This window comes from Phytomonospora endophytica, assembly GCF_014202425.1.
Lineage (GTDB): Bacteria > Actinomycetota > Actinomycetes > Mycobacteriales > Micromonosporaceae > Phytomonospora > Phytomonospora endophytica.
On sequence record NZ_JACHGT010000017.1, the window covers coordinates 188,080 to 214,495 of the forward strand.

Here is a 26,416-nt window from a genome sequence, read left to right on the forward strand (position 1 = left end):
TCGCTCATGTCTGGAGTGGATACTCACGCGGGGAACAGGACTGTGGCGCGCACCGGCCCTCCCGCGTGAAGGGTCGACGCCTGACCGCCGCAGGATGCGGTTCATTCCGGGCCGGCTGATTCACCATTCCCACCCAAACCCCGCGTGCAGGGCGAACACGGTGGCCGACAATCCGGGCCGCGGCCAGGCGGCCGCCCACCGAATGGAAAGATCAGTCGTTTGTGCCTGGTGATGTGGGCATTCCGAGGTGTTCGGAGGACAGTGCCGGGCCCGCGCCGACCTTGTCGATGATGATGGTTTCGCAGTCGTCGGAGAGCGCTGCGGCGACAGCGGTAACCGCGTCGTCGGGGCACAACGCGTGCACGTTCGGGCCGGCGTCGGTCGTGGCGCAGACGGGCACGCCGGACGCGCGCAGCGCCTCGATGCGTTCAAGAACGCGCAAGGTGCCCGGTCGCCAGTAGCGCAACGGCGGTCGGGAAGTCGTGGCGATCGCCTGCATCTCGTACATCTCCTCCTCGACGGCCTCGGCGAGGGTGGCGAAGTCTCGTTCGCGAAGCGCGGTGCGGACACGTTGGAGCCGCTCGCCGAGCAGTTCCACACGGCGCCCGAAATGTGGGCTCGTCGAGGCTCTGAAGTGGCCTTCCCTGGAACTGGTGGCCTTCGGGCCGGAGTCGACGACCGCGATGACATCGGACAGTGCCCAGTGCTCGCGTGGCAGAAAGGTCGTCGCCGCCGACGCCGGGTCCTCGGAGTCTTCCGGCCACAGGACGTATCCGCCGAGAACGGACCTCGCCGCTGAACCCGATCCCGACTTGCGGGCGAGTATCGAGAGCCGACCGGGATCCACGGCCGCATCGACCCGGGTGAGGGCCGCGAGGGTCAGCGCGGCGAAGCCGGATGCGGACGAGGCGATGCCTGCTGCGGTCGGAAAGCTGTTGGTGGTGATGATCCGCATCGAGACGTCGACCTCGGCGAAGGCGCGCAGGCGGTCGAGGTGCTCGACGACACGCGCGGCGAATACCGGATCCGCCGGCCTGGCCCGGCCGTCTTCGTGCCACCACACCTCGTCGGGTCCTTTGATCGTGTCGACGGTGCAGCGGGAGACGCATCTGGACAGGGTCATTGACAGCGACTGGTTCGCCGGCACACCCAAGGCGCGGTCGGCCAGGCCCCAGTATTTGATGAAGGCGATATTGGCGGGAGCGACGGCGGTCACGGGCATGTTGTCACCTTGAGTCCATCGACACCAAGTGGCGCGACGATTCGCGGGTAGGGCGCGAGCGCGTTGAGAGGAACCGAGGGCGGGCCGAGTGGCCAGTACACGATCAGTGCGCCGGCGCCCGGGCCGGTGAGTGAGCCGCTGCCCGAGATCTTCGCCGCGCCGCCCGCCGCTTCGATTCGCCGCACGAGGATCCGGATGGGGTCGGGGACCACACCGAGTGCTTCGAGGCCGCGCTGGTAAGAGGTGATGGACTCGGTGACGGCCCGTGCGTCGCCGTCGCCGTCGAGCGCGCGGATGAAGGTATCGGTGCGCTTCGCCATCGCGTCGAGCACTTGGCGCAAACGGCGCTCATCGTGGAGGAGGTGTTGCCGGACACCGGCGACGACCTGCCCGGTCGCCTCTGTGGGGCCGGTGTCGTAGATCGCGAGCCGGGTCAGAACCTCTGTCTTGTCGGGAACCGGGACTCCGTGCGACCGATCTCCGCGCCGTCGGAACGCCACCGTTCGGCCGAGCATGATCGTGCGGTGGTCGATGCCGGAGGCTGCGTGGTGTTGTCGCTGTTCGACGGCCGCGATGAGGGGTTCCAGAGCCTCGATGCCGCCTGAAGTCCCGCACACCGACCCGAGAGCGGCGAGGACGGAGACCGCCAGGGCCGCCGAACTGCCCATCCCACGGGAGGGCGGAACGGTTGAGGTGATCCGCAAGTTCAACGGCGGCAGTGAACATGGAGGATGCGCCGCCGCGAATTCACCGAGCGCGATCAGGGGCAGGTGGATGCGGTGGGCGTGCTCGGGTTCGGCGAGGTCGAAGACCGTGGGGCGCACCTGGTCGTCGCCGGCCTGTGCGGCGTATTCGCGCAGGCGGTCCCAGGATGCGTCCACGAGCGTGGCTTCGTCGTCCAGGGTGAGCCGCACCGCGCCGGAGTTCGGCCGATCGGCGGACGTCCGGCAGGTCATCCCCACGGTCGTGACCACCGCCGGCCCACCGTAGACGGCGGAATGCTCGCCCATCAAGATCATCTTTCCCGGTGCGGTCGCGACCACGGTCTGGGGTCGACTCGCCGTCGTGGTCACGGTGTCACCGAGCCAGTGTGCGGTGTGCGCGGGCGAGGTCTCGGGAGGCCAGGGCCGCCAAGAGCGAGACCTCACCGGCCAGGACGGTGGCGCCGAGGATCTCGGCGAGCCGCAGTGCCGTGCGTCCATCGTCTCCGCCGTGGATTCCGAGCAGTCCCAGGGCTTCCTTCTGGGTTTCCAAAGCGGTCCCGCCGCCCACGGTTCCGAGCGTGAGTTCGGGCAGGTACACCGACACGTAGGCGGCGCCGTCGGGCCTGGCCTCGACGCAGGTGATTCCGGTGGCGCCGGTGGTCACGTGCGCCAGATCCTGACCGGTGGCCAGGAACAGCGCGGCGACCAGGTTGGCATGATGCGCGTTGGAGCCCATCGCTCCGGCCATCGCCGAGCCGATGAGGTTCTTGCGATACTGCACCTCGCACAACGCCTCGGCGCTGGTCTTGAGGGTGTCCTCCAGCGTCTCGGCGTCGAGCACGGCTTCGGCGTAGACGCGTTTGCCCCGGCCCTCGATGACGTTGATCCAGGCGGGCTTCTTGTCGACGCACACGTTGCCCGACAGTGCCACGCACTGCGCGCCCGTCTGCGGTTCGATCAGTTCGGTCACCACCTGGTCGACGGCGAGGGTCACCATGTTCATGCCCATCGCGTCATCGGTGGTGAAAGCGAAACGCAGGAAGACCGTCGTTCCCACGGCCAGCGGCTGGATGCCGGTCAGCTGCAGATGTCGGCTGGTCTGCTCGGCGAGCGACCGGATGTCGGGCGTGTGTTCGGCGACCCAGTCGAGAAGGCGCCGGGTGTGGGTGATGCCGGAGGTCCGGAACACCGGTGCCCGTGTCATCCCGGTGTCCTCGACGTCCACGGTGACCTTGCCGCTGATCGCCCGGCAGCCGCGCGCGGTACTCGCCAGCAGGGCTCCTTCGGTGGTGGCCAGGGGAACGAAGATCCGCTCCTCTACGTCGACGTGCCGGCCCGACATCGACAAGGGCCCCACCACACCCATCGGCACCTGTGCGGCACCGATGAAGTTCTCGCAGTGCTTTGCCGACACGAGAGCGGCATCGAGGCAGTAGTCGCCGATCGCGTCGAGAGTCGTGCCGCTGTGCAGTTCCAACGCCCTTCGCCGCGCCTCGCCTTTCTGCTCGGCGCTCAGGTCGTCGGGGAGCTGATGGACCCTCCTTTCGCCCGAGGCGATTTCCTCTGCCACGACCGTCACCCGGTCGAGGAACGTATCGTTCGAAGTCATGTGAGCTCCCAGCCGATTTGATCGTGCGGGACAACTTCGACGATCGCCGCCGCTGGAGAATTCGGCCAGTCGCCGTTCCGATGAGCGGAACACCTCCAGGTGAGGCTCAGTGTCCGTGCTGCGCACGCTAGGAACGCCTGCGGGCCGACACCGCCCCCTGACGTGAACCGGAAGGCCGCCTGCGATGGCTGCGTCTCACCTCCACCGAGGCGGCGTGCGCCACCCTGCGCAGAGCGGCCACGGCCTCTTGGCCGATCAGGTCGGTTGGAGTCATACCGCCGATGCTGATCGCCGCCACGGCGACCCCCGACCGCGCGAAGATCGGAGCAGCCACACCCTGCAGACCTGATGCGAGGCCGGGATCGGTGTGGGCCAACCCCGATCCGCGGATCAGAACGGTCTCCTCGACCAGTTCGTCATATTCGGCAAGATCGGCCAACCTCGCCAAAGCTTCTGGATTGTAGGCGAGGATGGCTTTGCCGCTCGCCGTCCGGTGCGCCGGCAGAGGTTCGCCGGTGGTTCGCATTCGAGCGAACTGACGGTGGGTGAGCAGCGTTTCAACGAAATGGACCTCGTAATAGTTGAGCACTCCGAGACTGACCGTCAGGCCCGTGACCCGATGCAATTCGAGTAGGTACGGCATGAGGAGACGACGCAGGCGCCTCCCGACGGTGTGGGCGCCCTCGATGGCCGCCTGGAGCCGAGAGCCCAACCCGTACCCGGCGTGACCTCGCATGACCACGCGATGCTCCACCAGCGTTCCCAGCAACCGCAACGTCGTCGTCTTCGGCAACCTCGCCCCCCGGGCGATCTCCGACAAACTCAAGGGACGCCGCGTCGAGCCGATCACCTCGAGAATGGCCAGGGACCTGCCGATGACCGTGGAGGACTCGCCCTCGACCACGCGCACGTTACCCACCACCCGAGGACCCGAGCACCCCTACCCAAGGCAATTCTAGATAGATCGGCATCCCCGTGACGAGCACACAAAGCGCCACCCGGTGTCGGATTTCAGCCGCCGTGGAAAGTGCACACTTCCAACCAACGGCGAACCGGTGTGGGCGAACCACGCCGGCCATGTGCCGCACAGTTCTTCCGGATGGACATTTCCGGGATCAGCACGGCATCAAGCTGGCACAGCCGTGACCGATACCGAAATTCCGCCGAGGACCGGCAGGAGGGTGGTGCTCATTCGACCGGCTTCCATACCCCTTCTCGCACCTCCATGGATGTGCACGATTCGTCGGTCACTCCGGCGTGGTTCTCCGGGGCCATCCGGATCGTGCCGCTGGCTCCCAGATATTCAATGGTCTCCAGGCGTTCGCGCGCGACGGCCGGATCCTGGCCGTCTTGATAGGCCTGGTCGAGAATGCCGACCGCATCGGCGCCGAAGCCCGCGTAACTTCCGACCGCACCGTTGACGGCCTCGAAGTCCTCGGCCCAGCTGGTCATGTTCACGTAGTTGGGCAAGGTCACGGGAGCGTCCCTCCACGCCAGCAGCCACGGTCCGTACATGCGTACCCCCTCGGCGGCGGTACCGGCGGTAGCCAGGAAGCCGGGGTGTCCGGCGCTCGGCGTCACGCAGATCGGTCCGTTCCAGCCCGCAGCGCGCGCATCGCGTACACCAGAACCGTTGGACGGCGGCAGGACGCTGATACCGAGGACGTCCGGGCCGAGGGCCATCAGTTCACGGACGGGACCGGTCAGCTCGGTGGTGCCGGCGGGTACGGCCAAGGTCTGGAGGATGTCCACCCCGGCCTCGGCGGCCGCGGCGGCGTCGATCTCACGGTCTGCGGGGCCATCCAGCGCATCGAGTTTGAGTAGTGCCACGGTCCGGCCCTGCTGGGCCACGGTGCGAAAATACCCAGGGGCGAACCGCCGGTAAGCAGGGCCGACACGGAAGACCCAAGACTGAGTCGGTATCGGACCGAGACTCGGAATGGCCACGGGCACGCCGGCGGCCTGGCCGGCCTCGGCGACGATGCGGCCGGTCCACGGTGTCGATGTCCCGATCAGGGCGTTCGGCTTCTGTTCAAGCAGGCGGGCGACGCCCTCCCTGGTCTGCGCCTCGTCACCGCCGGTGTCTTCGACCAGCAGCTCAACGCGGGTGTATCCCGCCGCCTTGTTGATGGCGTCGGCCTGATAGCGGATGCCCAGCAACTGGCGCTGTCCGTGGACGGAGGTGGATCCGCTGCTGTCCACCAGAACACCGAACCGCAACGTGATCGGCGCCCCCGAGGCCGGAAGACCGCGAACGAGCGGTGCTGCGGCTATGGCGGCCCCGACAGCCAGAATGCCGCGACGCGTGAAAGTCTTCACGTTTTCCCCCGATATCAGTAGGTTTCTGTCGCAGGCTACCGCGCGAGCCAAGTCCCCGACGACGTTCCTCGGAGGACGGCGGAAAGAAGACGGAAGGTGCGGACTCGCCTGGGGACAACCGCCGCAGAACCGTGGGCAGACCCCTGCCGTCGGCACCGAATGGCCTGGCCGAACGTCCGCTCTTGAGGCTTTACACCGGCTCGATCAGCAGCTGTGAATCCCGAGGGACGTACAGCACATCGGGCGACGGCTCAGCGGATCCGGTGACGGTCATCCGGTAGTCACTCAGGATCCGTAGCGCCGCAACCGCGAGCACGGCCACTCCCAGCCTGGCCCCCGGACAGACCCGCGGTCCGCCCCCGAACGGGAGGTAGGCACCTCGCCTGGGCGGCACCGCATCCTCCAGCCATCGTTCCGGCTTGATCTCGTTCGGAGCGGACCACCAGCGGGGGTCCCGTTGGATCAGCAACGGGCTGAAGACGATCTTCGAGCCCGCCTTCAACGTCCATGCGCCTAGTTCCACATCGCGGGGAGTGCTGCGCGCCAGCAACCACGTCGGGGGGTACATCCGCAGGATCTCCTTGACGACCGCCACGGTGTAGGGCGGTAGTCGCACGCCTCCCGAAGCCGCCTGTGCCCGCCACTGCGGTTCCTCGTCGCAGACGCGTGCGGCCAGATCCGGTCGCCGACAGAGCACGGTGACGATCCACGCCAATGCCGCACCGGGCGTTCCGTGCCCACCGATGAGCGTGATGCGCAGGAGTGCCGCGATGACCTCGCCGGGCAGGGGGCGCTGTCGCGACAGGAGAACGTCGAGCATGTCATCGTGCGTGTAGGGTCCGCCCCGGGCACGGCGGGCTTCCACGAGCCGCCAAAGTTTGTCCTTCAGCTGCTCCTCGGCGGCCGCGGCACGACGAAAACGCCGTTTCGTCTGCCACAGCGGGGTGTTCAAGGTACGGCTCACCGCGAGGATGTCGGTCGAGGCGCCGGCCAACTCCTCGTAGAAGTCGGGCGCATCGGGACCGAGGCAAAGGTCGGTGACCACATGACCCGTGACACGCTCGCACGCCTCGACGAGGTCGAGCCTTCGTCCCGCGATTCGGCGGAGCGCACGCTTCAGGCCGTCATCAAGCTTGCGCCCGCAGCCGTTGATGACATCAGGGTGCATGCCGCGGCCGCCTTGCCGCCGGCCCCGCATCCACAGTAGGCGGTTTTCCTCCGCGTCACCGCGGTCCTCGATCAGCGGCGTGGCAGCGTGGAAGTCGCGGCCTGTCGCTGCCAGAACATCCTGCACAAGGTCGGGATCGTTGACGACGACGGACTCAGGGCCGAAACGATAGACGTCCCCGAGCTCCTCGGCCCAGCGCCGCAGGGCACTCACACGATCCAGCTCGTAGGTGTAACCCGCGCCGAGGAGCCGATGCCCCCGAGCCAAGGGCATCGCGGGAACGGCCGACGGCCGCTCCCACGACACGGCCTTCAGCCGCACTTCGCTTCAACCGCGTACGGTCCGCTGTAAGCGCCGCTCACCTCACCGCGTCGGTGACGCACCAACTGGATGAGCGCGCTGGTCACCCTCTTGATCTTCTCCATTTTTCCCCCTTTGGGCCTCACGTTAACCAGCGCCACGGCCCGCTCGCGGCGGTTTCAGCAGTTCGGGAGCGACCCGGCGACCGCTCGCCCCACCCCGCCCTCGGCGACGAACCGCGCGATCGAGGCGAGATCCTCGTCCAGCCGCCCCTCGACATCGACGAAGGGCACGAGCCCACGGACAGCCTCGTACGCCGCACGGGTGCCATCGGCCAACATCTGCGGCCCGCCCCGCAGGTCAACGGCCTGGCAAGCGGCGAGCAAGTGGATCGCAGCGACCCTGCCCGTCAGCTCCACAACGTCACGGGCGCCCCTGACGGCGGTCGCGCCCATGCTGACCTTGTCCTGGTTGTGCGCTTCGGTCGATCGGGAGTGGAGGGTGGCGGGCGCGGCCCGGTACAGGGCCTCGGCGGTGAGAGCGGACGCGGCGATCTGGGTGCCCTTCAGTCCGTGATGCATCCCCGCACGCGGATCGTCGACGGCATGGTGGCGAACGAGGTTGTCAGGGAGCCCCCGGTTGTACTTGGCGTCGACGAGGAGCGCGAGCTGCCGGTCGAGGAGATCGGCGACGTTGGCGACCGCGAGTTTCAGCGCGTCTCCCGCCTGGCCCATGTGGCCGCCGTAGAAGTGCCCGCCGTTGTGGACGATCCCTAGATCCACATCGAAGAGCGGGTTGTCATTGGAGGAGTTGACTTCGACCTCCACCCAGGTCTTGAAGCAGTCGAGGGTATCGGCGAGGACACCGGCGACATGTGGGGCGCAGCGGATCGAATACCGATCCTGCACCCCACGCTCGACCCGCTGGATCTCGCCGCTCCCGACGGTCGGTGTCGCCGCGAGGATGTCGGCATGGGTGACCGCGAGCCGGGATCCATCCAGCAGGGACCTGATCCGGGCGGCGCTCCGCACCTGCCCGGGATGGGGCTTTTGAGCGTGCAGTCGAGGGTGGAAGTGGTCCATGTTGCCGGTCAGCGCCTCAACAGCCAACGCCGTGCACACGTCCGACACCAGCGCGAGTTCGGTCGCATCATGCACGGCGAGCGCGGCGAACGCCGCCATGAAGGACGTCCCGTTGAGCAGCGCCATCCCTTCCTTGGGCTGCAGCCGAAGTGGGCTCAGTCCCTCCTCAGCGAGCACTTCGGTCGTGCTCCGCCGCAGCCCCCGATGCAGCACGGTGCCCCCGCCGGTCAACACCTCGACCAGGTAGGCGAGCGGGGCCAGATCCCCGCTGGCACCAACGGATCCGCACTCGGGCACGATCGGAAGAATGTCCCGGCCGAGGAAGGCCAGGATGAGGTCGACGGCCTCGGGACGGATGGCCGAATGCCCCCGGGCCAGGCAGTTGGCGCGTACGAGCATCATCGCTCGAGTGACATCGGGTGCGGCCGCGGGCCCGCTGCCGACGAGCAGCTTGCGGAAGCCGACGGCCATCATGTACTCGGCCCGCTCGGGGCTCAGGTGCGTGGTCACGCTGTTCCCGACACCTGTGGTCACACCGTAGATCGGCTGTCCGGTGGCGATCAAGTCGTCTCGCAGGGCCACCGAAGCCCGCATGCGCTCGCGCGCGTCGGCCGCCACGGTCACGGCAACCGCCTCGCTCCGGCGGGCGATGGCCGCGATGTCGGCGATGCCGAGTGTGTCGCCACCCAGGGAGACGGTGAGCTGAGTTGCCCCGGCGTGAGGATGTTCGGTGATCGTCATGGTTTCCTCCCGTGCGGCTCGCCCGAGCCGACGGAGCACAATATGTCATGAAATCGATGCGATTGACCTACCGGAGGTCGTATCAACCCTTGGTGCCGCCCGAGTATTGAGCCGCAGCGCACTGCCCTCTGCCAATCGGGCCACCGTGAACCGGCGACCCCAGTGACGGCCAGGTATGGCGGACACCGTCAGGACTTGTTCTAGGTCAAAGGCGGCGTGTTCGGCGACCAGACGGCTTGTTCCACGTCATCCAGGGCACCGACGGCTTCTCCTGAGCAATTCCGGAGTGCGACTCTATTGACATCATTGAGGCCTCGATCATGTTCTGGAACTCGTCGATGGCCCGGCCGTGTTCACCTGGTGTCTGGTCGCAGGAGAAGTTGAGGTTCCGCCTCCGCCTGACGTACTAGCCCACCGTTTACAAGGACACAGATCGCTCGCGTGCGCGGAAGTCCGAGTTCGGTGACCCAGCCGGGCGCGAGCCCCATGAGCCACTCGACGAATCTCGCCGATAGCACGGGAGTGCCCGTGGTGCCGGTCTGGGTCGGCGGCGGCGGGGCCGGCCGATCACCTTGGTGCCCAGGCCTTGATGGCCAGCGCGAACAGCCCCAATGTCTCGTCGTCCAGGTGCGATGGATCTCGTGGGCGACGGCGGGCAGGGAGGGGTTGCCTTTGCAGCCGCGATGCCGGGGGCCCTTGGTTGCGTCGCTGGCGCGGGGTGTGGGGATCAGGCGGGCGATGGTGTTGGGGAGGCTGCGGTGGTTGCCGAGGCCCTTTGCGTGTGCTGGTCGCCGCGACGTGGCATGAGGCGTCGAAGAAAGCTCGGAAGCGAAGTTGGAAGGCGGCGGCACGTTTCCTCAGCGTCATCGTGGTCATCGCTCTGGGCATGACCGTCGGCGCCGGAGTCTGCGTCGAACCGAGTGACGACATGGCCGCTCAGGCGGGCGATACGACGGGCACCTTCGATGAGAAGGCACGCGGCAGGGCCATACTCGTCCGTATCTTGCGCCCTCAGGATGGCGACTTCCAGGAACCAGAAGTAAGCGCCGACGGCTTCCCACCTCGATTGCAGCCATTTGAGAAAATTCTCGAGCGTGCAGTCCACATAGAAGGCGACCGGGAATGAAACTCGCACGTTATGTCACCATGCCCTATGATCAAAATGCCGGTACTGTGATCCAGGTCACACTAAGGTTGCCGGATGAGTGGTCATCTCGCTACGGTGGTCTGAATCCAAGACGAGGTGCCCCCCGTAATCGTGGAGGAAAAGAATATGACTCAGACACTGGCGAGTCACATCGCCATTGCCCGTCGAGCCCATAAGCTGCGAGGCGGCACGAATAGCCGCCCGGTCACCCCTGCGGACGCCGCCGAGGCACCCCAAGCCCACGGATCCACCTAGTAAGCCGTCGACTCGCAAGAGGGACATGGCGCCCTAATGCCCAATAGGACGCATTCCTCGCCTTTTTATCTGGCCAACTAGGGAGTCATGAACCATTTATGAACTCCCTGGCGTCAGCATGCCCAGAAACCAGTCGACGGGGAACTCATGCAGCCGACAGCAGCAGGCCTCAAGCCCGATGCGCGAAGCACCGGTGAACACGCCGACCGCATCCATGTTTCAGCGCGAAGGCGCGTTCTCGTCGTGAGGCGGCCACCGTCGTGCACCGCCGGCGCAAGTCCGATGCTCGGCAGGGCGCCCGCGAACCGACGGCGCCATCGATCCCGTAAGGCATCGGCGGTCACCCCGGCACGGCCGCCGACAACGACGAACCGCGGACTCTGGAAGACGTCCTCCGGCCACGGGAACACGAGCACGACTCCCCCGACGAGTCCACCTCTGCCGCCCGGCGGAATAGGCACACCGACCCGGCGAGGGCCGGTACCGAGGCCGCCGAGGCCATCGAGACGCCCTCGACGACTCCCCTTGCCGCCCGGCCGGCGCACGAAAAGGTGAACGCCGGCGCCCGCAAGGTGACCGTCGCCGACCAGGCCGGATCCACGGAATCTTGACGCCGTTGAACCGCACGATCCCGCAGCCGTTCGCATCCTCGCCCGGAAAGGCTCAGCCATCGCACGCGCAAACGATCAGAAGAGTTCGAACAAGGCCGACAAGCCGGACGCCGTACAGGTCGTGGTGGCCGAATCCGAGGAATTCACTCGCATGGGCCTCTGCCACTTTCTGGAGTCACGCCTGGGAGCCAATGTCGTTGGCCAGGCGGTCGACAGTCGGCAGGCACTGGATCTCGCGCGCCGACAGCGCCCTGATCTGATGATCTACGACCTCAGCCTCGATCCGCTCAACGGTATCGAATTCGCCGTGCGGATGAGGGAGCTGATGACCGGGACGATGCCGAGAATCCTGTTACTGGCGCGCGAGGCGACCAACGACGACCTCCTGGCCGCCCTGTCCGTCAGGGTGGACGGAGTGATCTGGAAGTCGACGGCGCACAACGAACTTCCGGTCGCGATGAACTCGATCTCCGAGCGGCACTTCTTCCTGTCGCCCCGCTTCGTCACGCAGCTGTTGTCGAATTTCGTACTCCTTCCGGCGAACGCGAACCCGACGGCTTCACCCGAGCTACGCGGCCTCACCGACCGCGAACTGGCGGTTCTGGGATCGATCTCCGAAGGACTGTCGAATGAGGAGATCGCCCGCAAACTGCACCTGGCGGAGACCACGGTGAAGGCCTACTCGTCGCATCTGTTCGAGAAGCTGGGCGTCCGCGATCGGCTTCAGGCCGCCCTGCTCGCCATCAGCGTCGGACTGGTCCAGCCGACGCTGGGGAACCCGCTGTTGTGGCGGCGCTGCACACGACCGTCCCTTGACTGCGAACAACGTCGGAAGTACTGTTCCGGAATATGTCTTCCACAATCAGATCCGTGACCACGCTGGCAGGACTGCGGGCCCTGGCGCACCCGACGCGCCTGGCTCTCCTCGACCTCCTGCGCGTGCAGGGCACACTGACGGCGAGCCAATGCGCCACACTCCTCAGCCTCACCCCGAAGGTCTGCTCCTACCACCTGCACATCCTGGCCGCTCAGGGCCTGGTCGAGCCGGCCATCATGGAAGGAACCAGCCTTCGGGAGCGCCCCTGGCAACGGGCGACCTGGGAAACCGACGTGCCGCTGGAGGACACACCGACCGACGACCCCGAACTGGAGGAGGCTCAGGGGCAGTTCATGCGCGTCCGACTCCAACGCGACCAGGACCTGCTGCAGGACTACGTGACCCTGCACGACGAGAGCCACGCCGGATGGAACTCCTCGGTGACCATGTACAGCCGCACCGCGCTGATGTCGCCCGCCGAACTGTGCGCCTGGGGGCTCGAAGTCGAGGCGATCACCCGCGAACATGTGCGCCGCGCCGAGCTCGCGTCCTCGGATGCGCAGGAACCCGTCCGCCTGATCCTCAACGGGTTCCCGCAGATCATGCCCAGAGGACGGCGGTCATGAGCGCCACCTCGAACCGGACCTCCTCGCCTCCGGTGGCCACCCCCACTGGACTGCGCCGGTACATCGTGGTCATCTCGCACCGGACGATCCGATGGGCGTTCCTCGGCTCCTTGATCGCCCGGCTCACCCAGACCATGGTCCCGCTCGCGCTGCTCTTATTCGCCCGGCAACAACTCGGCGGGTTCGGGGGCGCCGGCACAGTGGTGGCCATCTACGCGCTCACCGCGAGCTTCGGCTTCCCCGTCATCGGCCGGATGGTCGACCGCAGAGGCCCCTCGGTGTTGATCGTCGCCGCGATCATCAACGCCGCCGGCATCATCGCGATCGTCATGGCGCCCACGGGGCTCATCTGGCCGCTCGCAGCCATCGCCGGCGTATCGACTCCACCCCTGGGCGCGGCCATCCGCTCGGTGTTCGTCCGAGGCTTCGACCGCCCGAGCGACCAGGCCAGCGCCATGAGTCTGGACACGATCGGCACGGAGCTCATGTTCATCTCAGGCCCCGCGCTCGTCGCCGCCCTGGTGGCGCTGGCCTCGCCCAAGACGGGGTTGCTGCTCGCCGTCGTCGTGAGCCTGATCGGCACCGGTCTCTTCGCCGCCACGGCGGGCCGGGCAAAGAATGAGCCCACCAGGGCAGGCAATCGAAGCCGCGGACTGTGGAGCCTGGTTCCGCTACTGCTCATCGTGGCGATGCAGATGTCGGCGATCGGCTTTATCGAGGTCGCGATCATCGCCCGGGCCATCGAACTCAACTCAGCGTCCGCGGCCGGAGTCCTGCTGGCCATCTGGGCGGCCGGGAGCGTCGTGGGAGGACTTACCTTCGGTGCACGGGACTGGCCCGGTAGTGTCCAGAAGCAGTGCGGAGTCCTGCTCGGCCTCACCGCCCTCGGATTCTGCACCCTGGTGATCGGACACAACCTCGCCGTCCTCTATCCCCTGATGTTCCTCGCCGGCCTCGCGGTCTCACCTTCGGCGACCACGCTGGCCACGATCTGTGGTCGGCTCGCACCCCCGCACAACCGCACTGAGGCGTTCACATGGCTCGCCTCCGCGACCGGCCTCGGCGGTGCCGGAGGTTACGCCCTCGGCGGCGTGCTCGTCAGCCACACCAACGCCGTCACGGCCTTCCTCACCGGCGCAGCGATTCCAGTGCTCGCCGTCGTGCTCGTCCTGGCCCTGCCGACTCGACGCCTTTCGGGCGCGACCGACGACGACACCGAGGACAACGCGCCGCCCACCTGAGGACGGCCCGACCGGGTCGGGCCGCCATAGTGGACGATCCCGACCCGGCTCACCCCTCGAAACCGGGAAGCACATGCGACACCGGCAGGCGCGGATCCGCGATCGCCGCACGCAGCACTGCCAGATACTCATCGATCAGCCGCTCGGCGGTCACGGTGGTGAACAGATCGACATCGAAATCGAGGCTCAAGAGACCACCGTCCAAAACATCCTCGACATCCAGCATCAAATCGAACTTGCAGGTTCCGTTGTGCAGCGCCACCCGCTCCACCACCAGCCCCGACAACCCCGCCGAAGGGCGCCGGATCCCCTGATAGGTGAGCACCACCTGGATGAGCGGCCGGCCCCCCACAGCACGCTCGACCTCGGCCTCGCGGACGATCCGGCTGAACGGCACGTACTGGTGCTCCAACGCGTCCACCACCGTCCACCCCACCGACGCGACCGTCTGGCCGAACGTTCGGGCCGCGTCCAACCGGACCCGCAGCGGCACCGTGTTAACGAAATAGCCGATCGCCTTCTCCAACGCAGCACTCGGACGACCCGCCACCGGCGAGCCGATGAGCAGCTCGGACCGCCCCGTCAGACCAGCGAGAACCACGGCGAGCGCCGTCACGTGCACCGCATAGGCGGTTGCACCCGCCTCCTGGGCAAGTGCCGCGATGCCCTTGTGAAGTTCGGCGTCGACCGGACGACGGACCTGCCCGCCACGCGAACTCGACTCCGCCGGACGCCGATGGTCGGTGGGCAGATCCAGCACCGAGGGTGCACCGGTCAACTGGCGCCGCCAGTAGGAGACGCCCTCGCTCATCGCACCGGCTGACTCGGTCTCCTCCTCCCAGTGTGCGAAGTCCGCGAAACGCAGCACCGGAGCCGACAGCCGCGGTACCCGACCGGCGACCCTCGCCGCATAGCAGGCGGCGAGGTCGTCGTCCCACACCCGCAAGGACCACCCGTCGAACACCAGGTGATGGAAGACCGTCACCAGGAGATGGTCACCGGGGGCGAGCCGAACCAGGACCGAGCGCACCAATGGAGGATTGCCGAGCTCGAACGGCCGCGCCGCCATTCCTCGCGCCACTTCGAAGGCCTCGGCCTCGGACACCGCGTCGATCAGGAGCAGTTCCGGCTCCGCCGCGTCGACCACCCGGGCGGCCAACTTCCAACCATCGAAACAGAACCCCGTGCGCAGGGCGTCGTGGCGAGCCAGCAGATCACCCAGGGCCGCGCGGAGCGCACCGACGTCCAGCTCGCCCCGGATCCGCAGCACCGCCGGCATGTTGTAGGCGACACTGAGCTCCGGCCGCATCTCGCAGTCGAGCCAGAGAGCCTGCTGCGCGACAGATGGGACAGCGGCCCCCGCGCCTCGCCGGACGGCAGGAAGAACACGACCGGGAGCCGCATCCTGAAGGGCCGGCGCGAGCCGGGCGATCGTCTGGGCCTCGAACAGCGCACGTACGGTCACATGGAGCCCCAGTTCGGCACGGACTCTCGACACGACCTGGGTGGCCTGCAGCGACGTGCCGCCCAGGTCCATGAAGCGGTCATCGCGACCTACCGGATCGACCACGAGCACCGCCGACCAGACGCGGGCGAGATCCTCCTCCAGGACACCCCGTGGCGCACTGTACGGAAGGCCCGCGCGCCCCTCGGGCAACGCGACGGCGCGCAGCGCCGGACGATCCACCTTCCCGTTGGAATTGACCGGAAGCGTGTCCATGGCGATGAAGACCGACGGGATCATGTACTGCGGCAACACCGGCCGCAGGCCCGCCCGAAGCTCCTCCGTCGAGAAACCGTCACTGACGACGAACGCCACCAACTTGGCACCCGCCCCGTCCCCATTGACGATCACCGCGGCCGCCCGTACCTCGGGAAGGGCGACCAGCGCCTCCTCGATCTCACCCGGTTCGACACGGAAGCCTCGGACCTTGACCTGATCGTCGACCCGGCCGACATACGCCAACTCTCCATCGGGCAGCCAGTGCACCAGATCACCCGACCCGTACAGCCGGGCACCAGACCGACCGGAGTAGGCATCAGGCCGGAACCGGTCCGCAGTCAGCGCCGGCGCCCCCAAATAGCCACGAGCGAGGCCGCGCCCTCCGATCCACAACTCCCCCACCGTCCCCGGAGACACCACGTCCCCTCGTTCATCGAGCACGAACAGGTCCACATTGGCCGTCGGGAGTCCGATCGGCGGCGGCCCCTGCGCCGGCAGGTGCTCACCGAAACTGCACAGCACCGCCGCCTCCGTGGGTCCGTACGTGTTGAGGAACCGGCGGCCGCGACCCCAGCGGACGGCCACATCGCGGGTGCACGCCTCACCGATCACCGCAAGAGTGCACAGGTCGGGAAGTTCCGCATCGGGCAGCACCGCGAGAAGAGAAGGTGTGACGATCGCATGCGTCACCGCCGACACGCGCATCAGGCTCAGTAGTTCAGCGCTCGCCAGGTCGGTGTCGGCTGGGGGGAACACCACGGTGCTCCCGGCGGCCAGGGGCGCGAGCAGGTCACACACCGACACGTCGAACGTGTAGGTCGTGAACTGCAGGAACCGGGTGCGGGCCGTCAGCGTGAAGTCCTCGGCCGCCGTCCGGATGAAGTTCACCACCGCGGAGTGCGGGAGCATCACACCCTTGGGCCGGCCCGTCGAACCCGATGTGTACATCACGTAGGCGAGGTGCGCGGGATCGAGGAGTCCGCCGGTGGACGGGGCCACGTTCCCGCCTTCGACGTCGGGGGCCATGAGCGGCACTGCTTCGACACCCGCGGGGAGCCGCCTGTCCATGTTCGTCCCGGTGAGCACGAACATCGGCCCGGCGTGCCCGACGATGTACTCGACCCGCTCCTCGGGGTGGGTCGGATCCAGTGGCAGGTACGCGGCGCCGCACTTGAGCACACCCAGGATCGCCACCGCCGTCTCCGGCGACCTCTCGACCAGGATTCCCACCACACTGCCCGGCGTCACGCCCTTGGCCAGCAGTCTCGCGGCAAGTACCCCGGCGGCTCGGTCGAGCTCCGCGTATGTGACGCGCCGTTCGCCCTGTTCCAAGGCCACCCGGTCAGGGGATCTCACCGCCTGTTCTTCGATGAGCCCGTGTACGGTCGCGGGCGGCCAAGCTCGCGTCGGCCCGTGACCGAACCTCGTCGCCGTCATACCGGCACGCCCTGCGAGTGCCGCAGGTCGGCGACGCCGGTCCGCCGGAGCCAGTCGGTGCTGAAACCGGCGGCCGACGGCATGCTCGGAATCTCGGGGACGAACTGGTAGGAGTTCGAAATGCCTATCGACTCCAGTTCCCGCCGGCAGAGCTCCGCCGCCTTGTCCGCAGCCGGATCACGCTTGTCGAACATGATGCCGGCCACCTTGCCGCTGTGTGCGACCTGGACGCCGACGGCGCCGACCGCGTCGGCGATCCCGCACAGCTCCGCGAATTGCGGCACGGGCAGGAACCGCTGGTTCATCTGAGCGCTCAGCGTCGCGATCCGTCCCAGCAGCACCGCATCGGACCGCCGCGCGGCATGGCGCAACCCGCCCAGCATCACGTTCATCCGGGCGATCTCGTCATCGGTGTAACGCGCCGGCGGCAGGCCGAGGGTATCGACTCCACCCGCCGGCCCGGTGTGGCAGCCGACTATCAGCAGCGGAGGCAACGCGGCCGCCAGCACCTCCAGCACCCTGCCCTCGCGATGAGCGAACAGCGTCACGGCACCCGGCAGCATCACCGAGTCCGACGCCGTTTCGGCGACCACGGCCAGGCGTGCGACCTCCAGCGCGCTGAGAGTCCGACCGGCGGCCGCCGCGACCGCACGGATCGTCGCGACGACATCGCAGGTCGACGTACCGACGCCGATGCCGGCCGGTGCATTGCTTCGAAGCGTGACCCGGCATCCTCCACCGACGCCGAGTGTCCGCAAAGCGAGTTCGGCGGCCGCGGCGGCCTTCCTCCTCGATGACGGAGACACGACTATGTCGGGCCGGAGGTGGTCGAGGACGACCGAAGCTTCCGCCACCACCTCGGGCGTCGGCAGGGTGACCAGGGCCCGCACCAGGCGACCCGCGATCCGAAACGTTCCCTGAAGAATCTCGCCGTGATGGCCGACGCACGAGTCCCTGCCGATGGAGCGCGCTGGAACGGCCATGGATTCGGTATTTCGCGTGGAAGTCATGAACGCCCTTGTCGATGAGGAGACCGCTCAAGGTCGGGAATGGATACCTGAGGTACGACAGGCCCTCTCGTCACGTCCGGTGCCGGCAACGCACCGCGATCCAGCTTGCCGTTCGGCGCGAGCGGAAGCCTGGGGAGGTGCACGAACGCACCCGGGTGCATGTATCGGGGCAGGGTCCGACCGAGGAACGCGCGCAACGTGACCGAGCTGGGCGGCGGGCCGACCGGCACGATGTAGGCGACCAGCCGTTGCTGCTCTGGGCGCGGATCCGGCTCGACGACGGCGGCGGCGATCCCCGGGTGCGCGGTCAGCGCCGCCTCGATCTCGCCCAGCTCGATCCGGAAGCCGCGCACCTTGACCTGGCGATCGGTCCGGCCGAGGAACTCGACGGAGCCGTCGGCGCGCAGGCACGCCCGGTCGCCGGTGCGGTAGAGCCGGCCCGAACCGAAAGGGTCGGGCACGAACCGCGACGCGGTGAGCGCCGGGCGGTGCAAATAGCCCCGGGTCACCCCATTCCCGCCGATATAGATCTCGCCCGGCACGTCGATGGGCGTCACACGGAGATCCTCGTCCAGGAGATGTTCCGACGTCTCGGTGATCGGCGTGCCCAATGGGATGCGGGTAAGGCTCCCGTCCCCAGGGCGCACGAGATACCAGGACGACCACACGGTAGTCTCCGTCGGCCCGTACACCTGGATGAGCCGTTGCGGTTTCGAGGCTTCGAGCACTCTCATCACCCCGGCCGTATCGGCGACCTGCCCCCCGAAGACGAGCGCTTGCAGGCCCCTGGCGAAGTCCGGCGCCTCTGTCGACAGCTCGTACAGCAGCGCGGCCGTGACGTAGAGGATCGAGACACGCAGTCGGCGCAACTCCGGACCGAGCCGGTGCGGCGTCAACAGGACCTCGCGGGGCATCACGGCGATCCGTGCGCCGTGTGCCAGCGCGGCCCACACCTCGAAAGTCACCGCGTCGAATGCGGGACTCGAAGCGAGGGCGAGGCATTCGTGCTCGTCGACACGCATGTATTCGATGCTGTCCACCAACCAGGTCACCGCGCTGTGCTGGACGGCGACGCCCTTCGGCTCCCCCGTGGACCCGGAGGTGTAAATGACGTACGCGAGATTCCCGGGAGCAACGTCGATGTCGACGGCGCCCGCGGACCAATCCGCAGAAGGGGCGTCTTCGTCGATGTACAGCACGCCCAGCCCGGGCCCGTTGGGCAGGCACTCGGCGAGTTCTCTGCTCGTCAGTACCCATCGCGCCCGCGTGTCGGCCAGGATGAACGCCAATCGCCGGGCGGGATAGTCCGCGTCCAACGGTACGTAGGCCCCACCGGCCTTCAGCACGGCGAGCATCGCGACGACGAGCTCCGCCGACCTGTCCAGACACACGGCGACCAAGTGGTCGGGTCCCACCCCCTCGGCGCGCAGTCGGGCGGCGATCCGATCGGCCCTGCTGTTCAGCTGGCCGTACGTCAGCCTGACCGCTCCGTCCTCGACGGCGATGGCATCGGGATGTAAGGTCGCGCGGTCCCGCACCAGCCGGTGCACCAGACGGTTCGCGTTCACGCCGGGTCCCCGGTCTCGGTGCCGACGCACCATTCGAGGATGGCCATCGCCGCCGTCATCTTGTGGTACGCCTGCCGGAACGCGCGACTCTGCGGGCCGTCCAACACCGCGTCGTCGACGTCTCCGCCACGGACGGCGGGAAGATCGTGCATGAAGATGGTGTCGTCGCCCGATACCCGCTTCATGAGTTCCTGCGTCACCCGGTACGGGGTGAAGCCCAGCTGCCAGTTCGGATCGGCCTTCGCCACGCCCATCGTCTGCCAGCGACTCGTGTAGACGACGTTGACGTCGGTCGGCGCGTCGTCGAGCTCGAATCGCTGTTCCACGATCCCGCCGTTGTCGCCGGCGAGGCGCCCGGCGATCTCCAGACTGTCGGCCGGCAGACCGTAACCCCGGGGGCTCAGGACTGTCAGCCGGGCCCCGCGTATCCGGCCAAGGGTGAACGCCAGTGCCGCGGCGGTGCTATTGCCTTCGCCGACATAGAGCACATGCACGCCGCCGAGGTCGCCGAACTCCTCGGTGATGGTGGTCAGATCCGCGATGGCCTGCGTGGGATGTTCGTGGGCGGTGAGCGCGTTGATCACGGCCATCTGGTTCTGGTCTGTCAGTTCGCGCAGTTCCTCCATGGTGTCGTTCGTCCGCGCGACGAAACCGTCCAGGTAGCCGGACAGGACCTGTGTCGTGTCACCCCACGTTTCACCGGTCGTGACCTGAAGGTCGTTGGGACCGAAGGTGACCACCTGCGCGCCGAGGCGCAGGGCACCGGTCCAGAAGGCCGTCCTGGTGCGGGTGGAGGATCGCCGGAAATAGAGTCCCACGAGTTTCCCTGTCAAGGTCTGCCGAACCCGCCCATGCCCGAATTCAACGGCCCGGTCGACCAGGGCTCGCAGTACGTCGTTGGAGACATCGTTGGTGGAGATGAAGTGATTGGCCATGCCGGTCACCCGTTTCAGACAGCAGGAGTAAGGGAGATGTCGGGGAGGATCACGCCTTCTCGGCCGCTCGGGCGTCGATCCGGCGGAGCAGTGAGTTGACGGTGGGAGCCTGGAACAGATCGCGGAAACCGACCTCGATCCCCAGACGCGTTCGAATGCGTCCGATCAGGCGGACTATCAGCAGCGAGTGGCCGCCCAGCGCGAACAAGTCGTCGTCGACGCCGACCGCCGGCGCCTGGAGGACCTCGGCGAACAGCTCGCACAGCACGGTCGCCCGGTCCGAGGCCGCCGGTGCTTCGGCGTCGACGTCGTTCAGTTTGTGCAGCAGCACATCGAACACGGTGAGCGAGGACGGGACCAGGTGCTCCGGGACCCGGTCGGTGACCCAGGCGAGCAGTTCCTCCGACGAGACCGACGCGGGTGAACGCGCCACGACGTGGGCGGAGTACCTCCTCGATCCCGAGGGCGTGCCCGTCGCGGTGACCGACACCCGAGCGACCGCCTCATGCTTCGCCAACGCGGCCTCGATCTCGACACTCTCGGCTTGAGACTCCGTACTACCGGTGTCCAACGCCGGCTTCTCGCTCGTGCTCATGGTCATCGCCTCCTTGGGGTGCGTGTCACGGACCAGTCAGCGCCGTATCGACGAGCTCGGTCAGCTGATGAATGGTGTCGGCCTGGAACATGCCGTGATGGGTGCTGTCGATGGTTCGAACTTCGAGTGCCGGATACCGTGCACGCCAGGCCGTCTCGATCTCCACGACCCTGGGTGATCCGGGTTTTCCGGCCACAATGAGCACTGCCCTGCCCGCATATCCGGGCGCCGGCTCGTCGATGGACGCCGCCGAGATCATGGCCTCGTTGAGGACCGTCCGCTGGTGCAGTAGGCGACGAAGCGAGGACGAGGACAGGGCGATCGCGTCGGCTGGGAGTTCGGCCTCACGGAGTCGACGAGCGATCTCCTCCGCGCTGTCGGCGCGGGCGAGCGACTCCAGGGCCGCTCGGCGGAGCAGTCGTTCGGGGAGGTCCGCCGGGCGAGGCGGCACCGCGTCGATGAGCACGAGCCTCCGGAGCGTGCCGCCGCCGGCGGTCAGTCGGTCGGCGACCCCTGCGGCGATCACCCCGCCCATCGAGTATCCGATCAGGGACAACGTTTGACCACCGGACCGCCGGATGATCTCCGTGTACCGGCCCAGCAGGTCGGCCAGCGCGGTGCCGGACGGGAGCATTCCGGTGACGGTCATCCCATACCAGGGCAGATCGCCGCGCGTCTTCGACGTCAATGCGGCGAAGTGGCTGAGCGAGCCGGTCCCGTCGTGGAATGCGACGATCCGCTCGTCAGCGCGCTGCCGAGCCGTGAGCCGGATCGGGACCATGCGTGCGACATCGGCACCGGCGGCCGATGGCACCGGCGGATGCGCGCAACGGCGGGCCTGGTCGCGGACGGTGGCCACGTGCATCATGGCGTTGAGGGACAGGTCGGCGCCGAAGTCCGTTCGCAGCCGGTTCCAGACGGCGGCGAGTTGGAGCGAATCACCGCCGAGCGCGAAAAAGTCATCGTCGACTGTGGCGGGCCCAGTCCCGAGCACCTCACACCACAAGGCCGCGACGGAGACCTCCTCCGGGCTGACCGGGGGCCGGGACTCGACCAGCGCCTGCTCCGCGGGGACCATCGATCCCAGCGTCCGCCGGTCCAGTTTCCCGTTCGGCAGCCGGGGCAGAGCTCCGACACCCACAACGCGATCGGGTACGAGCGCCGGGGGCAACTGGTGTCGGACGGCGCGTCGAACCATCTCGACGTCCGCGCCCTCATCAAGGACCACGAAGGCCGCGATCCTCTTCCTCCGGTCACCGGTCACGACCGCCGCCGCCGCGCGCACACCTGGAACGCCGAGCATCGCCGCATCGACCTCGGCGAGATCAAGACGCACACCGTTCACCTTGATCTGGTTGTCGCGACGGCCGATGAACATGAGCGTGCTGTCGTCGAGCTGCCGGGCGAAGTCCCCGGTCGCGTACATCCTCCCGCCGGCGCTCCCTCCGAGGGCGCAGGGCAGGAACGCCGCCGCCGTCTCCCGGGGCTGACGGTGGTAGCCCCGAGAAACCCCCGGCCCGCCCACATGGATCTGCCCGACAGCGCCTTGTGGGACGGGGCGGAGAAGCTCGTCGAGCAGGTGCACCGCGTAGTTCGGCAGCGGCTGTCCCAACGGGAGGATGGCGCCATCAGCGCCACCGTCAGTATCCGTGTGCCAAGCGAGGGAGGCCGCCAGCGACGACTCCGTGGGCCCGTACATGCTCGCGACTCTGCAACCGAGCCGGGATGCGGTGCGCGCGGCGAGCGACACCCGCAGCGACTCCCCGCAGGTGACCAGGGCACGCACGGCGTCATCGCCGCCGAGGTGCTCCACCAGCCGTTCGAGCAGCGAAGGCACGATCGCGGGTACCACGGTGACCCTCGCATCGTGCAGACATCGCGCGAGCAGGGACGGCACCCGGCTCTCCTCGTCGCCGATCATGGCGACCCGCGCCCCATGGGCCAACGCGCTGAAGATCTCACGCACCGACGGGTCGAAACTGACCGAGGTCAAGGCGGACACGACATCCTCAGGGACCAGTGCGAGCATCTCGCCCACCCCGAGCACGTGATTGACGACGCCCCGGTGCGGAACGGCGACACCCTTGGGAGCGCCCGTGGACCCCGAGGTGAACACCGTGTAAGCGAGGTCCAGCGGATCAACGGCGAGCCGTGGCCGGGAATCCTCCTCCTCTCCGAGGGCGGGGTCGTCCACCATCAAGCACTCCCGGTGCGCGTCCCCGGACGACCATGCTCGGCTGTCCTCCCCCAGCTCTGAATGCGTCACGACGGCAACGAGTCCGGACCGCGCCACCATCGCGTTGAGGCGGGCACGCGGATAGCGGGGATCCAAAGGAACATAGGCGCAGCCGGCCTTGAGCACTCCCAGTATCGCCACGACCAGGTCCGCCCCCCGCGGGAGATGGATCCCGACCGCCGATCGAGGCGAAACACCCTGCCGCCGTAGTCGGTGCGCGATCCGGTTCGCACGGACATCGAGATCTCGGTAGGTGGTGACCCCATGCCGGGTCTGCACGGCCACGGCCTCGGGAGCACGGTCGCACCGGGCCTCGACCAGCCCGTGCAAGGTCGCTCGGCCCCGGTCGACGTACCGGCCGTCCTGCCGCGCCGGTGCCCGCGAAGGCGGCTCGAACGCGCCGAGGGCGGCCCCCGGCCTGCGGGCTACGTGCTCGACGGCAGTGGCGAAACGTTCGGCCAGCAGCCCCACCTCAGACCCTTCCAGCACCGCGGGGTCGTACCTGTACTCGACCGCCAGGGACGGCGCCACCCCGACCGACAACGTGAGCGGGAACCCGTTGTTCTCGACGGTCCGCTCGAACGTGAGCCACCAGGCGTGCTCGTCCGGCACTCCGTGCGGATAGTTCTCCATCGTGATGATCGTGTCGAACAGCCGTCGGCTGCTGCTCGGAACACATCCGCGGACCGCCGACAGCGGTAGGCACTGCCACTCGCGCCGTTCCGCCTGCCGACGCTGAAACTCGCCCGCCCAGCGAGTGAAGGGCAGATCCGGTCGGATCTCGATCCGTGCGGGCAGGGTGTTCATGAGCATTCCGACGATCGTGTCGCTGTGGACGAGTTCGGCCGGTCGGCCCGAGGTGGCGACACCGAACAGCACATCGCGTTCCTGGAGGTGGTCAGCCAGTGCCATGCCCCAACAGCTCTGGACGATGGTGCCGAGCGTCAGACCGTGGTCCCGGGCGACGGTCCGCAACTCGCGGCCGGTGTTCGCGGCCAGCTCCCACGAGATGGTCTCCGGTCGTCCGTAGCCCAGGTCCCCGGTACGGCTGACCAGGGTCGGATGACCGACCGACGCCAGATCCGCCCGCCAGAAGTCCAGCGCGGCCCGGTCGTCAGTCGATCGCAACCACCGGAAGTAGTCGCCGTACCGGGCCCGTTGGACCGGTTGTGGCGCTCCGCTGAGCTCGCCGGCGACCTGGGCTGCACTCCACCCGTCCAGCGCCGCGTGGTGGAAACTCAGGATCAGGCGCCACCCGTCGGGTGCCCGATGGGCGATGAGCCGGACGAGCGGACCGCGTTCCAGGTCGAAGCCCCGGTCGCGGTCTGCGGCCAGGCAATCGTCGAGCGTCAGGCACCGCTCGACGGCGAGGTCCGCCTGCGGGGCGGCGTCGACGATTTGGATGGGGGCACGCAGACCCCGCCAGGCGAATCGCGTCCTGAGGCCGTCGTGGCGCCGGACCACCGCCGCCCATGTGTCCGCGATGTCGTCGACGGTGAAGGAACCATTGACCAGGTAGACCTGCTGCACCATGTTGATCGACGTGTTCGACGGGTCCGTTTCCTGGCTCAGCATGCTCGCCTGCAAGGGGGCCAGCGGCAGGAGCTCCGCTATACCCGCCGCGGCGAGTCCGGTTGACGCGATGGTCATGTCAGTCCTCGACTCCGTCTCGGAGTGCCGCCAGCCTGCGGCGGATCACAGTGGCGTGCGAGGAGGGGAAGAAATGACCCGCATCGCACCGAAGATGGGTGAAGCCGTCCGCCGCCCGCTCACACCAGGCACCGACGGCTCCGGGAGCCGCCCACGGGTCCCGCGATCCGCTGAGCGCGAACAGGAGCGGGCGGACCGCGGGCAGCCGTGCGTCGTGGGTGTGCTGCTCGTCGAGCGCCAAGTCCGCCCGGATCGGCGACAGCAGATCGGCGGTCTCGCCCCGCCCGATTCCGGTCGGCAGTCCGCCGGCCTCGTCCAACGCGGCCAGGAGAGCGGAATCCGGCAGGTCCTGGAGCCGCATTCCCTCGACAGGCAAGTGCGGTGCCTGCCGGCCTGCGACCGCCAGGATCTGGACCGAGTCCGGCTGGCCCAGGCGAAGGAGCGTCAGGTAGGCGAGCAGGGCACCGAAGCTGTGCCCGAACATGACCGTGAGACGCCCGTCCAGCATGGGTTCCAACTCCGCCGCCACCAGATCGACCGCCTCCCCGAGGTCGCCCATCGGCGGTTCGGCGAACCGGTCTTCACGCCCGGGCAGCCGCAACGCCGACACCGCGAACTCCTGCGACAACTCCCCGGCGAGCGGCGCTACCGAACCCACTCCGCCGCCGGCGCAAGGAAAGAGGAAAAGTTGGTGCGAGCTGTTCCGCTGCCCGCCTAGCGTGACCCAGACCCGCCTCGTCATTCGGCTGCCCCCGGCGTCATCGGATGGACAGCGGGCGCATGTCCGTCCACACGACGTCGATGTGCGCGAGGCAGGCCTCGCGTGAGCCCGTGAACCCCTCGTGCCGCCAGCCGGTGGGCATAGCACGGGTCTCGGGCCAGATGGAGTACTGCTCCTCGTCGTTCAAGACAACGGCGAACGTTCCCTGCGACGCGGTGGAGTCGGTGTTCATGGGGTGCCTCGATTCGAATCGGGTCGCAACAAGCCGGCCAGTTCCTCGTCGGTGAGTTCGACGAGTGGCGTGTTGTTTTGTGGTGTGGGTGTGGGTGTGGGGGTGTTGGTGTTGTGGGTGGCGATGGTGGTGAGTTCGTTGATGGTTTGGTGTTCGAAGATGTTTCTGGGGGTGATGGTGATGCCGTGTTTGGCGAGTGTGGAGACGACTTGGATGGTGAGGATGGAGTCGCCGCCGAGTTCGAAGAAGTTGTCGTTTGCGCCGATGTTGTGGATGCCTAGTATTTGGGTCCAGGTGTTGGCGATGGTGGTGGCGATTCCGGGGGCTGGGGGTTGGTATTTTTGCTGGATTTGTGGTCTGTTGTTGTCGGGTTTGGGTAGTGCGTTGCGGTCGAGTTTTCCGTTGTTGTTGAGAGGGAGTGTTGTGAGTGGGATGAAGATGGCGGGGATCATGTAGTGGGGTAGGTG

General features: G+C 67.7%; 20 protein-coding genes. 4 read left to right on the forward strand and 16 right to left on the reverse strand.

All coding sequences use genetic code 11. The features are described from left to right. Positions 1–211 precede the first annotated feature (211 nt). From mvaD to HNR73_RS32165, 7 genes are all read right to left on the reverse strand, one after another. Complete coding sequence (gene mvaD, locus HNR73_RS32135; RefSeq protein ID WP_184791451.1) at positions 212–1,222, reverse strand: diphosphomevalonate decarboxylase; 1,011 nt, start codon at positions 1,220–1,222, stop codon at positions 212–214. Beyond that, positions 1,213–2,232 carry a mevalonate kinase family protein gene (locus HNR73_RS32140; protein WP_184791452.1) on the reverse strand — a complete coding sequence of 340 codons (1,020 nt, stop codon included), beginning with the start codon at positions 2,230–2,232 and terminating at the stop codon, positions 1,213–1,215. Before HNR73_RS32140 ends, mvaD begins: the two co-directional genes overlap by 10 nt. A 67-nt stretch (positions 2,233–2,299) precedes the next feature. Beyond that, entirely contained in the window at positions 2,300–3,535 is a 1,236-nt protein-coding gene (locus HNR73_RS32145) for a hydroxymethylglutaryl-CoA reductase (RefSeq protein WP_184791453.1), read from the reverse strand. Between the two features lie 127 nt (positions 3,536–3,662). Beyond that, positions 3,663–4,445 (reverse strand): IclR family transcriptional regulator, encoded by a 783-nt coding sequence (locus HNR73_RS32150; protein WP_184791454.1) that lies wholly within the window; start codon positions 4,443–4,445, stop codon positions 3,663–3,665. A 278-nt stretch (positions 4,446–4,723) separates the two neighbouring features. Further along, the gene (locus HNR73_RS32155) at positions 4,724–5,854 is read right to left on the reverse strand and encodes an ABC transporter substrate-binding protein (RefSeq protein WP_184791455.1); all 1,131 of its coding nucleotides are present in this window, start codon (positions 5,852–5,854) and stop codon (positions 4,724–4,726) included. 190 nt (positions 5,855–6,044) lie between these two features. Next, the gene (locus HNR73_RS32160) at positions 6,045–7,343 is read right to left on the reverse strand and encodes a cytochrome P450 (RefSeq protein WP_184791456.1); all 1,299 of its coding nucleotides are present in this window, start codon (positions 7,341–7,343) and stop codon (positions 6,045–6,047) included. A gap of 158 nt (positions 7,344–7,501) precedes the next feature. Continuing rightward, the gene (locus HNR73_RS32165) at positions 7,502–9,145 is read right to left on the reverse strand and encodes an HAL/PAL/TAL family ammonia-lyase (RefSeq protein ID WP_184791457.1); all 1,644 of its coding nucleotides are present in this window, start codon (positions 9,143–9,145) and stop codon (positions 7,502–7,504) included. A 781-nt stretch (positions 9,146–9,926) separates the two neighbouring features. Here HNR73_RS32165 and HNR73_RS32170 point away from each other — a divergent pair. The 4 genes from HNR73_RS32170 to HNR73_RS32185 all read left to right on the forward strand — a co-directional run bounded on the left by HNR73_RS32170 (position 9,927) and on the right by HNR73_RS32185 (position 13,842). Beyond that, complete coding sequence (locus HNR73_RS32170) at positions 9,927–10,271, forward strand: hypothetical protein (RefSeq protein WP_184791458.1); 345 nt, start codon at positions 9,927–9,929, stop codon at positions 10,269–10,271. A gap of 1,008 nt (positions 10,272–11,279) precedes the next feature. Next, positions 11,280–12,032 (forward strand): LuxR C-terminal-related transcriptional regulator, encoded by a 753-nt coding sequence (locus HNR73_RS41010; protein ID WP_184791459.1) that lies wholly within the window; start codon positions 11,280–11,282, stop codon positions 12,030–12,032. Beyond that, positions 12,029–12,601 (forward strand): winged helix-turn-helix domain-containing protein, encoded by a 573-nt coding sequence (locus tag HNR73_RS32180; RefSeq protein ID WP_184791460.1) that lies wholly within the window; start codon positions 12,029–12,031, stop codon positions 12,599–12,601. The genes HNR73_RS41010 and HNR73_RS32180 overlap by 4 nt, the downstream gene beginning before the upstream one ends. Beyond that, complete coding sequence (locus tag HNR73_RS32185) at positions 12,598–13,842, forward strand: MFS transporter (protein ID WP_184791461.1); 1,245 nt, start codon at positions 12,598–12,600, stop codon at positions 13,840–13,842. The genes HNR73_RS32180 and HNR73_RS32185 overlap by 4 nt, the downstream gene beginning before the upstream one ends. A 49-nt stretch (positions 13,843–13,891) precedes the next feature. Here HNR73_RS32185 and HNR73_RS32190 read toward each other — a convergent pair whose 3' ends face one another. The 9 genes from HNR73_RS32190 to HNR73_RS32230 all read right to left on the reverse strand — a co-directional run. Beyond that, positions 13,892–17,002 (reverse strand): non-ribosomal peptide synthetase, encoded by a 3,111-nt coding sequence (locus HNR73_RS32190; RefSeq protein ID WP_260337553.1) that lies wholly within the window; start codon positions 17,000–17,002, stop codon positions 13,892–13,894. After that, complete coding sequence (locus HNR73_RS32195) at positions 16,999–18,012, reverse strand: GHMP family kinase ATP-binding protein (RefSeq protein ID WP_184791463.1); 1,014 nt, start codon at positions 18,010–18,012, stop codon at positions 16,999–17,001. The genes HNR73_RS32190 and HNR73_RS32195 overlap by 4 nt, the downstream gene beginning before the upstream one ends. Beyond that, on the reverse strand, positions 18,009–19,580 hold the full coding sequence (locus tag HNR73_RS32200; RefSeq protein WP_184791464.1) for an amino acid adenylation domain-containing protein: 1,572 nt from the start codon (positions 19,578–19,580) through the stop codon (positions 18,009–18,011). The genes HNR73_RS32195 and HNR73_RS32200 overlap by 4 nt, the downstream gene beginning before the upstream one ends. After that, on the reverse strand, positions 19,577–20,515 hold the full coding sequence (locus HNR73_RS32205) for an ornithine carbamoyltransferase (protein WP_184791465.1): 939 nt from the start codon (positions 20,513–20,515) through the stop codon (positions 19,577–19,579). Before HNR73_RS32205 ends, HNR73_RS32200 begins: the two co-directional genes overlap by 4 nt. 49 nt (positions 20,516–20,564) lie before the next feature. Next, entirely contained in the window at positions 20,565–21,110 is a 546-nt protein-coding gene (locus HNR73_RS32210) for a phosphopantetheine-binding protein (protein WP_203686680.1), read from the reverse strand. A gap of 25 nt (positions 21,111–21,135) precedes the next feature. After that, positions 21,136–24,996 carry a non-ribosomal peptide synthetase gene (locus HNR73_RS32215; RefSeq protein WP_184791466.1) on the reverse strand — a complete coding sequence of 1,287 codons (3,861 nt, stop codon included), beginning with the start codon at positions 24,994–24,996 and terminating at the stop codon, positions 21,136–21,138. 1 nt (position 24,997) lies between these two features. After that, complete coding sequence (locus HNR73_RS32220; protein WP_260337555.1) at positions 24,998–25,738, reverse strand: thioesterase II family protein; 741 nt, start codon at positions 25,736–25,738, stop codon at positions 24,998–25,000. A gap of 16 nt (positions 25,739–25,754) precedes the next feature. After that, the gene (locus tag HNR73_RS32225; RefSeq protein ID WP_184791468.1) at positions 25,755–25,949 is read right to left on the reverse strand and encodes an MbtH family protein; all 195 of its coding nucleotides are present in this window, start codon (positions 25,947–25,949) and stop codon (positions 25,755–25,757) included. After that, the coding region (locus HNR73_RS32230; RefSeq protein WP_260337556.1) for a phosphopantetheine-binding protein at positions 25,946–26,416 on the reverse strand (471 nt) is incomplete at its 5' end. The genes HNR73_RS32225 and HNR73_RS32230, both read right to left, overlap by 4 nt.